The organism is Streptococcus pseudopneumoniae, from assembly GCF_001072925.1.
Classification (GTDB): Bacteria; Bacillota; Bacilli; order Lactobacillales; family Streptococcaceae; genus Streptococcus; species Streptococcus pseudopneumoniae_Q.
The window spans coordinates 1-9,316 of sequence record NZ_JVHE01000031.1 but is presented as its reverse complement, the minus strand read 5'-3'; the positions used below and the strand labels follow the sequence as shown (position 1 = coordinate 9,316).

9 protein-coding genes are annotated in these 9,316 nt (G+C 40.7%); all 9 read right to left on the bottom strand.

Annotation, left to right across the window (positions count from 1 at the left end; translation table 11 throughout):
- Window positions 1-81 precede the first annotated feature (81 nt).
- Entirely contained in the window at window positions 82-1,494 is a 1,413-nt protein-coding gene (gene sufB, locus ADH81_RS01040) for a Fe-S cluster assembly protein SufB (protein WP_000797046.1), read from the bottom strand.
- Window positions 1,495-1,560: 66 nt separating this feature from the next.
- Window positions 1,561-1,992 carry a Fe-S cluster assembly sulfur transfer protein SufU gene (gene sufU / locus ADH81_RS01035; protein ID WP_049525872.1) on the bottom strand — a complete coding sequence of 144 codons (432 nt, stop codon included), beginning with the start codon at window positions 1,990-1,992 and terminating at the stop codon, window positions 1,561-1,563.
- On the bottom strand, window positions 1,979-3,205 hold the full coding sequence (locus tag ADH81_RS01030) for a cysteine desulfurase (RefSeq protein WP_049525870.1): 1,227 nt from the start codon (window positions 3,203-3,205) through the stop codon (window positions 1,979-1,981). The genes sufU and ADH81_RS01030 overlap by 14 nt, the downstream gene beginning before the upstream one ends.
- A 10-nt stretch (window positions 3,206-3,215) precedes the next feature.
- Complete coding sequence (sufD, locus tag ADH81_RS01025) at window positions 3,216-4,478, bottom strand: Fe-S cluster assembly protein SufD (RefSeq protein ID WP_049525868.1); 1,263 nt, start codon at window positions 4,476-4,478, stop codon at window positions 3,216-3,218.
- A gap of 27 nt (window positions 4,479-4,505) precedes the next feature.
- Complete coding sequence (gene sufC, locus ADH81_RS01020; protein ID WP_049503774.1) at window positions 4,506-5,276, bottom strand: Fe-S cluster assembly ATPase SufC; 771 nt, start codon at window positions 5,274-5,276, stop codon at window positions 4,506-4,508.
- 151 nt (window positions 5,277-5,427) lie between these two features.
- Window positions 5,428-5,622 (bottom strand): DUF3272 family protein, encoded by a 195-nt coding sequence (locus ADH81_RS01015; protein ID WP_049525865.1) that lies wholly within the window; start codon window positions 5,620-5,622, stop codon window positions 5,428-5,430.
- Between the two features lie 22 nt (window positions 5,623-5,644).
- On the bottom strand, window positions 5,645-7,309 hold the full coding sequence (dnaX, locus tag ADH81_RS01010) for a DNA polymerase III subunit gamma/tau (RefSeq protein ID WP_049525863.1): 1,665 nt from the start codon (window positions 7,307-7,309) through the stop codon (window positions 5,645-5,647).
- Window positions 7,309-7,806 carry a GAF domain-containing protein gene (locus tag ADH81_RS01005; protein WP_049525862.1) on the bottom strand — a complete coding sequence of 166 codons (498 nt, stop codon included), beginning with the start codon at window positions 7,804-7,806 and terminating at the stop codon, window positions 7,309-7,311. Before ADH81_RS01005 ends, dnaX begins: the two co-directional genes overlap by 1 nt.
- An 85-nt stretch (window positions 7,807-7,891) precedes the next feature.
- Window positions 7,892-9,094, bottom strand: coding sequence for a 30S ribosomal protein S1 (gene rpsA / locus ADH81_RS01000; RefSeq protein WP_001001618.1), 1,203 nt, complete (start codon window positions 9,092-9,094; stop codon window positions 7,892-7,894).
- Window positions 9,095-9,316 lie beyond the last annotated feature (222 nt).

Here is a 9,316-nt window from a genome sequence, read left to right as displayed (position 1 = left end):
ACCACTGCGTCTTGCTCGACAATCCAAAGACAATTGAGAGGCTAGGACTTTTGTCCCAGCCTCAGTTTCTGTTCATAAAGTTTATCCGACTGATCCTTCCATTTCGTAGCTAATCAAGCGGTTGAGCTCAACTGCGTATTCCATTGGAAGTTCTTTAGTGAAGGGTTCGACAAATCCCATGACAATCATCTCTGTTGCCTCAGATTCTGACAATCCACGGCTCATGAGATAATAGAGTTGTTCTTCAGAAATCTTAGAAACCTTGGCTTCGTGTTCCAAAGCAACTTGCGAGTTATGGATTTCATTAAATGGAATGGTATCTGACGCTGACAAGTCATCCATGATAATGGTATCACACTCGATGTGAGAGACAGATTTCTTAGAGTTTTTATTAAAGGTTACTTGTCCACGGTAGTCTACCTTACCACCGCCTTTAGCGATAGATTTAGATACGATAGACGAGCTTGTATGTGGAGCATTGTGGATCATCTTAGCACCAGTATCTTGGTGTTGCCCTGCATTAGCAAAGGCAATCGAAAGCATGGTACCACGTGCTCCTTCTCCATCTAGGTAAACAGACGGATATTTCATAGTCGTTTTGGCACCCAAGTTCCCATCAATCCACTCAACAGTCGCATCTTTCAAGGCTTTTGCACGTTTTGTTACCAAGTTATAGACGTTATCAGACCAGTTTTGGATGGTCGTATAGCGCATATAAGCTCCGTCCAAAGCAAAGATTTCTACAATGGCCGCATGCAAGCTGTTGCTTGAATAAGTTGGCGCTGTACATCCTTCTACGTAGTGGACACTTGCTCCCTCATCAACGATGATCAAGGTACGTTCAAACTGACCTGTATTTTCGTTATTGATACGGAAGTAAGTTTGAAGTGGAATATCTACCTTGACACCTTTTGGTACATAGATAAAGGTTCCACCTGACCACACTGCTGAATTGAGGGCAGCTAACTTGTTATCTGTCGGCGGTACCAATTTCGCAAAGTATTGTTTAAATAAGTCTGGGTACTCCTTGAGGGCAGAATCTGTATCTGTAAAGATAATTCCTAACTTCTCAAATTCTTCCTTCATGTTGTGGTAAACCACTTCTGACTCATACTGGGCAGAAGCTCCAGCTAGATAGGCACGCTCAGCTTCTGGAATCCCAATACGTTCAAAGGTTTCTTTAATCTTTTCAGGTACATCATCCCAAGAACGTGCTGGTTTGTCAGATGGTTTTTGGTAGTAGATCAAATCATCAAAATCAATCTCTGACAAGTCTGCTCCCCAGGTTTGCATGGGCATTTTTTTGAAGGTTTCATAAGATTTCAAACGGAATTCTAACATCCACTCAGGTTCACCCTTGGCAGCTGATAGTTCACGAATGACATCTTCATTCAATCCTTTTCCTGTCGATAGGACAGGCTCTACATCGTCATGAAAACCAAATTTATATTCACCAAGGTCAATTGGTTTTGGTTCTACTCTTTCTTCAGCCATAATATCCTTTCTTTCATTCTTCATTACTTATGATTAATAAAACAAAGAAACTTTGTCTTATTTGTTTTATTGGTCTTCAATTGTTTTTTTAAGGGCGTTCCAAGCTAGGGTTGCGCATTTGATTCGTTGAGGAAACTTGGCAACTCCTGATAAGAAAGCTGCATCTCCAAGTTGATCTTGACGCTCATCCTTTTGACCTTGAACCATTTCAGAAAAGATGGTTGCAAGCTCTAGGATTTCTTGCTTGGTCTTTCCTAAGACTGCATCTGTCATCATACTAGCAGAGGCAGTTGAAATCGTACAACCAGAGTTTAGAAAAGCAATATCTTCCAAACGATTATCTGCATCAAACTTGACAGAGAGGTTGATGACATCACCACAGGTTGGATTGTTGAGACTGATTTGTTCAGCATCTTCCAACTTCCCTTGGTGATGGGGATTTTTCGAATGGTCCGCTACCACTGCCATATAAAGGCTATCTAGTTTAGAAAGTGCCATTGAAAAACTCCTTTGTCTTTTGTAAAGCATCGACTAACTTGTCGCAATCTGCCTTGGTATTGTAAATATAAAAACTTGCACGAGCTGTTGCTGGAACTTCTAAATACTGGAGCAAAGGTTGAGCGCAATGGTGACCGGCACGAACCGCTACTCCTTCATAATCCAGAGCTGTCGCAAGGTCGTGAGGATGAAGATCACCTAGATTAAAGGCAATGACTCCTGAACGCTGAGCCAAATCTTGCGAACCATAAATGGTCAATCCCTCAATTGCCTGCAATTTTGGAAAGACATATGCAATCAATTCTTGTTCATGAGCTTCAATGGCATCCATACCAATGTTTTCTAGGTAATCGACTGCAGCCGCAAGGCCAATCGCACCTGCCATATTGGGAGTTCCAGCCTCAAATTTCCAAGGCAATTCCTTCCAGCTTGCAGATTGTTCATAAACAAAATCAATCATCTCGCCACCAAATTCAACTGGTGACATTTGTTCCAAATACTTTTCTTTGCCATAAAGAACACCGATGCCTGTCGGACCAGCCATCTTGTGACCTGAGAAGGCAAAGAAGTCTACATCCAAGTCCTGGACATCAATCTTCATATGAGGTGTAGACTGAGCACCATCTACAACCATAATAGCACCAACTTTATGAGCCATTTGCGTGATTTCTTTGATTGGATTAACTACTCCAAGAACGTTTGATGCATGGGCTAGCGAAACAAACTTAACCTTGTCCGTCAATTTAACCCGAAGGTCATCCATATCAAGAGCTCCATCCTTGAGATAGACATAAACAAGCTCAGCTCCGGTCTTGCGACAAGCTTCCTGCCATGGGATAATATTGGAATGGTGTTCCATGACTGAAATCAAGACCTGGTCTCCCTCAGTCAAGACTTCCTCGGCGAAGCGTGCCACCCAGTTGAGACTAGTTGTGGTACCTCTGGTAAAGAGGACTTCCTTTGTCGAACCCGCATTGATGAACTTACGAATGGTTTCACGAGCAGCTTCGTAGGATGCTGTTGCTCGTTCTGCCAAAGTATGAACCCCACGGTGAACATTGGCATTATCCTGCTTATAGTAGCGATTAATGGCTTCCAGAACTGCTAGTGGTTTTTGTGTCGTCGCAGCATTATCCAGATAGACCAAAGGCTCATCATTAACGATCTGGTCTAAAATTGGAAAATCCTTGCGAATCACTTCTACATCTAACATAGACTTCCCCTTAGCGTTTTGACAATTTTTCTTCGATAGTTGCAATCATTTCATCACGAACTTCTTTGACTGGAATCTCAACGATAACGGATCCAAGGAATCCACGTACAACCAAGCGTTCTGCAGTCGCTTGATCCAAGCCACGGCTCATGAGGTAGTACATATCTTCTGGATCTACTTGACCGATAGAGGCTGCGTGTCCTGCAGTAACATCATTTTCATCAATCAAGAGAATTGGGTTGGCATCTGAACGCGCTTGGTCAGAAAGCATGAGAACACGACTTTCTTGTTGGGCATCTGCTCCCTTAGCACCCTTGATGATGTGGCCAATACCATTGAAAGTCAAAGTTGCTTTTTCAAGGATAACCCCATGTTGAAGGATATTACCGATAGAGTTGCAACCATAGTTTGTCACTCGAGTATCAATCCCCTGTACCTGACGACCACTTGAAAGAGCTACAACCTTAAGATCTGCATGGCTACCATTTCCAATCAAGTCGCTATCAAAGTCCGCAACGACATTTCCTTCGTTCATGACACCGATGGCCCAGTCAATACTTGCATCGTTGCCTAATTTACCACGACGGCTAATGTAGGCAGTGACATTCTCACCAAGACGGTCAATCGCCGCAAACTTCACTTGAGCACCAGAACGTGCAATCACTTCAACTGTGATATTAGCAGTCGCCTTAGCACTACCCTCACCGCGTGATTCTAAACGTTCGAGGTAGCTGATTTTAGAGTTTTTACCTGCAATGATCAGAATATGCTTGTTAAATGGCACATCGCTATCGCTGTCTTGGTAGAAAATTCCTTCGATTGGTTCAGCAATTTCCACGTTATCAGGAATGTAGAGAACAGCACCACTATTGAAATAAGCTGTGTGGTAGGCCGCCAACTTATCATCGTCATACTTAACAGATGACATGAAGAATTCTTCGATCAGCTCTGGAATTTCTTCTAAAGCCGAATGGAAGTCTGTAAAGACCACTCCTTGTTCAGCCAACTCAACTGGAATTTGCTCAAAAACTGTTTGAGTTCCAACCTGCACCAATTTCAAGTGATTATCTAAAGCAGTGAAATCAGGAACATTTGCTGATGGTTCACTTTCTGTGATGGTACCATCACCAAGATTCCAACGGTGAAATTTTACACGCTCAATGACTGGCAATTCCAAACTCTCAATCTTATCAAAAGCTTTTTGACGGAGGTCTGACAACCAGCTTGGTTCAGCGTGCATTTCTGAAAAAAGTTTAATAGTTTCTTTAGTCATTTACTTCTCCTAAAAGATACGAGGGAATTACAATTCTTCCTTGTAGTCGTAGCCAAGTTCTTCAGCTAATTTTGCGTATCCTTCACGTTCCAAACGTGCCGCCAATTCTGGACCACCAGAAAGAACAACACGACCTTCCATCATAACGTGTACCACGTCTGGTGTGATATAGTTCAAAAGACGTTGGTAGTGAGTAATAATCATAGCACCAAAGCCTTCACCACGCATAGCATTGACACCTTTAGAAACAACTTTAAGAGCGTCAATATCAAGACCAGAGTCAATCTCATCCAAAAGAGCAAATGTTGGCTCCAACATCAAAAGTTGAAGAATCTCATTGCGTTTTTTCTCACCACCAGAGAAACCTTCGTTGAGGTAACGCTCTGCCATTTCTTCTTTCATGTTAAGCAATTCCATTTTTTCGTCTAGCTTAGTAATGAACTCGCGAACTGAAATTTTTTCGTCATCTTCTTTACCAGCATTTATAGCTGCACGAAGGAATTCTGCATTGGTAATTCCTGGAATTTCTGATGGGTATTGCATAGCCAGGAAAAGCCCCATACGCGCACGCTCATCCACTTCCAATTCAAGGATGTTTACGCCGTCAAATAGAACCTCACCCTTGGTTACTTCATAGTTAGGATTTCCCATGATAGCGGCAGAAAGAGTTGATTTCCCAGTTCCATTTGGCCCCATGATAGCTGCAATTTCTCCTGTTTTAAGAGTCAGATTAACCCCTTTTAAAATTTCTTTTCCTTCGATTTCAACGTGAAGATCTTTGATCTCTAATACTGACATGATAATTCCTTTCTTTTCAATCCGTTTTACCATTTCGCTAGAAAATTGTCCTTAGTTCTCTAGTAAAAAACGATAAAATATCAATAAATATACTTTAATAGTATAACAAAAAAAAGCCTAAAAGGCTTTAATTTTGTCTAGAAGCTGAGGGTTACTTCTTTCCACGAAAATGATCATCTATAGCGCTCACAATTTTACCCATAATATAGCTGACTCTAAAATTTCTTAGGATTAAAATAGCCCAAAGCAAGGCCACGATATACCGTTGCTCCATGATGGATTCATTAAAAAAATAAGTCTCAGCAGCAGTAAATAAGGCCATAATTATAAATTGTTGTCTGTTCATCGTATTATGTTACAAAATCCTTTTAATCTTCTGCTATGGTCACTTTATCCGCTAGAAATTCAAATCCTTGAGGAAGGACAGATTCTTCAACTTCTTCCTTAACCGGTTGACCTTGAGACGATTTAGCCTTCGCTGAGAAATCAGCTCTGACTTCTTTCCACTCGTCCATAGATATAGCAAGAATCTCTGGTGAAAATCCCGCTGCTTGACTGAGTATATTGCCAAACATGGTGTTGAGATTATCACGTTTCATGGTCTGACCAGCATTGAAGTTAGACTCAAATGCAAGAATGGCATGATGTTCATTAGCCGCAACAGGTTGAGAACCAACTAAAAGTGCCTTATCAGGACCTGACAAGCTTTCAATAACTTCTCCCCAAGCATTTTGAAGACGTATTAGATTTTGACGGGCTAAATCAGGATTTTCAACAGCTTCTTGAAGAATAGACTGAACCTTATTACGATCTACGCGATAAACTGACTTGCTGTTAACTGGACGACTCGGTGTTGGTGTGGTCTGTTTAGGACTCGTGTTAACATTTGCCAGAGCCTGTTTCAATCGCGCAACTTCTTCTCTAAGTGAGGCTAATTCTCCACTTGTATCATCTGATAATGTTGGTTTTGAATCTATCTCTGCCAAACGAATGGTCATCATTTCAGCATAAATCTTAGGCTGTAAGCTAGCCTTGATATCAGCTAAACTACTTGTCGCAATTCCAATCATTTCAAACAAAACAGCCTGTGAAAGACCTAGGTTATCCTTAAAGAGATCACTATGGTGAGTATTCTCCCCACCAGTTTGGACAATCAAAATATCCCTTAGATACTGCAACAAATCCGTTACAAATCGTGTCATGCTTTTTCCGTTATCAAAAATCAAATTAAGATTTTCCAAAGCACGAGTCACATCTTTTTTTGCCAAGGCAGCCACATAATTATCCAAAGCACTTAGACTAATAGTCCCAGTAATTTCCTCAGAAACAGCTGTCGTTAATTTAGCATCTTGAGTCAAGCTCAATGCTTGGTCTAAAATGGACAAAGCATCCCGCATACCACCTTCGGCTCTACGAGCGATAATTTCAACAGCTTCAGTTTCATAAGCAATCCCTTCCTTCTCTAAAATATGGAAAATATGATCTCGAATATCCTGAGTTCTAATAGATTTGAACTCGAAGCGTTGAACACGAGACAAAATGGTTGCAGGAATCTTATGAAGCTCTGTCGTTGCTAAAATAAACACAACATTTGGAGTTGGTTCCTCAAGAGTTTTCAAAAGGGCATTAAAGGCACCTGTTGAAAGCATATGAACCTCGTCAATGATATAAACCTTATAGTGGGCAACACTCGGAGCATAGGTCGATTTATCACGGATATCACGAATTTCATCAACCCCATTGTTAGAGGCTGCATCCATTTCGATAACGTCCTCCAAGCTACCGTTTGTAACTGCCTGACAGACGTAACAGTTATTACAAGGTTCTCCCCCTACTTGATTGGGACAGTTCATGGCCTTAGCAAAAATTTTGGCTACACTGGTTTTACCAGTTCCACGAGGTCCTGAAAATAGATAAGCATGGCTTATTTTTTCCTGTTCAACAGCTTGTTTAAGAGTTTTTGCAACAACCTCTTGACCTACTAGCTGTGAAAAGGTCTGGCTTCTATATTTTCGATAAAGGGCCTGATACATTACGCTTTCTCCTCAAACATTGAAAAGTTCCATTCAGTTTTATCTAACAAAATAGCTACAAACTCTTCTAAATACTTCTGATCCAGTTCATCATAATCATCAACAAGAGATGAATCCAAGTCCAATACACCCAGAAGTTGTCCATCTTTGAACATTGGCACAACAATTTCACTGAGTGCTTTACTATCACAAGAGATATAGTTTGGATAGGTCTTTACATCACCAACAATAACTGTTTGACGACTAGCTGCAGACTCTCCACAAACACCTTTTCCAAGAGCGATTCGTACACATGAAACTCCACCTTGAAAGGGTCCCAAGATCAGTTCATTCCCATCAAATAGATAGAAACCTGCAAAAACAGTATTGGGAAAACTTGTTTTTAGCAGAGCACTGGAATTTGATAGATTGGCCAACACATTGGGCTCTCCTTCTAAAAGATAAGAGAGCTGTTCATTTATTGTTTGATAAAGTGATTCTTTTTCTGAATATAACATAAAACCATTATATCAAAAAATGCTAGTAGAAAAAAGAAAAATCCCTTGTTTTAAAAACAAAGGATTTTATTCAAATTCGAATGGATTAAAGTTCGATGTCTCCAAACAAGTCAGCCATTGAGAATCCTGTTTGAGTTTCAGGAAGTTCAAAATCACGTTTTTCTTGACGTTTTGGACGACGTGGACGTGGAGCGCGTTTTTCTTCTTTTTGTCCTTCTTCTTGAGCTGGACGTTCTTCAAGAGCTTTGATAGAAAGAGATACGCGTTCTGCATCAGCGTTAACTTCAAGAACTTTAACAGTAACTTCTTGACCAACTTTAAGAGCTTCTTTCGGATTTTCAATACGTTTGTGTGAAATTTGTGATACGTGAACAAGTCCATCGATACCTGGCAATACTTCAACAAATGCACCGAAGTCAGTCAAACGTTTAACTGTACCTTCTACAACATCACCTTTAGCCAATTTTTGCTCAACGCCATCCCATGGTCCAGGTGTTGTAGCTTTAAGTGAAAGTGATACACGTCCTTCTTCTTCGTTAAGATCAAGGATTTTCACTTCAACTTCTTCACCAACAGTTACAACTGATTTTGGTGAAACGTTACGTTCATGTGACAATTCAGTCAAGTGAACCAATCCGTCAACACCACCAAGGTCGATGAAAGCACCGAAGCTAGTGATACGTGCAACTTTACCAGTTACAACATCACCAACAGCCAATTTACCGAATACTTCAGCACGAGCTGCTGCAGTTGCTGCTTCTACAACTTCACGACGTGAAAGGATGAAGCGGTTTTCTTTAGGATCAACTTCTTTGATTTTAGCATCAAACTCTTGACCTACAAAACGCTCAGTGTTACGTACAAAACGAGTGTCCAACATTGAAGCTGGGATAAATCCACGTACACCTTCAAATTCTACTGAAAGTCCACCCTTAACAGCGCGAGTTCCTTTAACTGTAACAACTTCTTCTTCGCGTCCTACAAGTTTGTCCCATGCTTTGCGAGCTTCAAGGCGTTTTTTAGATACAAGGTATGTTACTGTATCAGTATCTTTACCAACTACTTGACGAAGTACAAGAACATCCAATACTTCACCTACTTTTACAAAGTCATTGATATCTGCATCGCGATCGTTTGTCAATTCGCGAAGAGTCAAGACACCTTCAACACCAGTTCCAGAGATTGCAACGTTAGCTTGAGTAGCATCAACTGTCAATACTTCAGCACTAACAACATCACCTGGCTCAACTTGGCTAACGCTATTTAGCAAATCTTCAAATTCGTTCATCTAAAAAATCCTCCAACAATCAAGTTTTTCTTAAACTTGACATACTTATAATTTTTTCCTAAGCACCCGCAAAGACATGTTATATCATTCACGTCCTTCAATTATAAAAATAAAATACCCTAAGATATTTTTCTTTTTATCTTGAATTTATTACCTAAGAACTGGGGTAGCTGGATTCGAACCAACGCATGAGGGAGTCAAAGTCCCTTGCCTTACCGCTTG

Bases quoted from the DNA above. Each gene is read 5' to 3' on its own strand.
- sufB (WP_000797046.1), bottom strand. From the start codon at position 1,494: ATGGCTGAAGAAAGAGTAGAACCAAAACCAATTGACCTTGGTGAATAT.
- sufU (WP_049525872.1), bottom strand. From the start codon at position 1,992: ATGGCACTTTCTAAACTAGATAGCCTTTATATGGCAGTGGTAGCGGAC.
- ADH81_RS01030 (WP_049525870.1), bottom strand. From the start codon at position 3,205: ATGTTAGATGTAGAAGTGATTCGCAAGGATTTTCCAATTTTAGACCAG.
- sufD (WP_049525868.1), bottom strand. From the start codon at position 4,478: ATGACTAAAGAAACTATTAAACTTTTTTCAGAAATGCACGCTGAACCA.
- sufC (WP_049503774.1), bottom strand. From the start codon at position 5,276: ATGTCAGTATTAGAGATCAAAGATCTTCACGTTGAAATCGAAGGAAAA.
- ADH81_RS01015 (WP_049525865.1), bottom strand. From the start codon at position 5,622: ATGAACAGACAACAATTTATAATTATGGCCTTATTTACTGCTGCTGAG.
- dnaX (WP_049525863.1), bottom strand. From the start codon at position 7,309: ATGTATCAGGCCCTTTATCGAAAATATAGAAGCCAGACCTTTTCACAG.
- ADH81_RS01005 (WP_049525862.1), bottom strand. From the start codon at position 7,806: ATGTTATATTCAGAAAAAGAATCACTTTATCAAACAATAAATGAACAG.
- rpsA (WP_001001618.1), bottom strand. From the start codon at position 9,094: ATGAACGAATTTGAAGATTTGCTAAATAGCGTTAGCCAAGTTGAGCCA.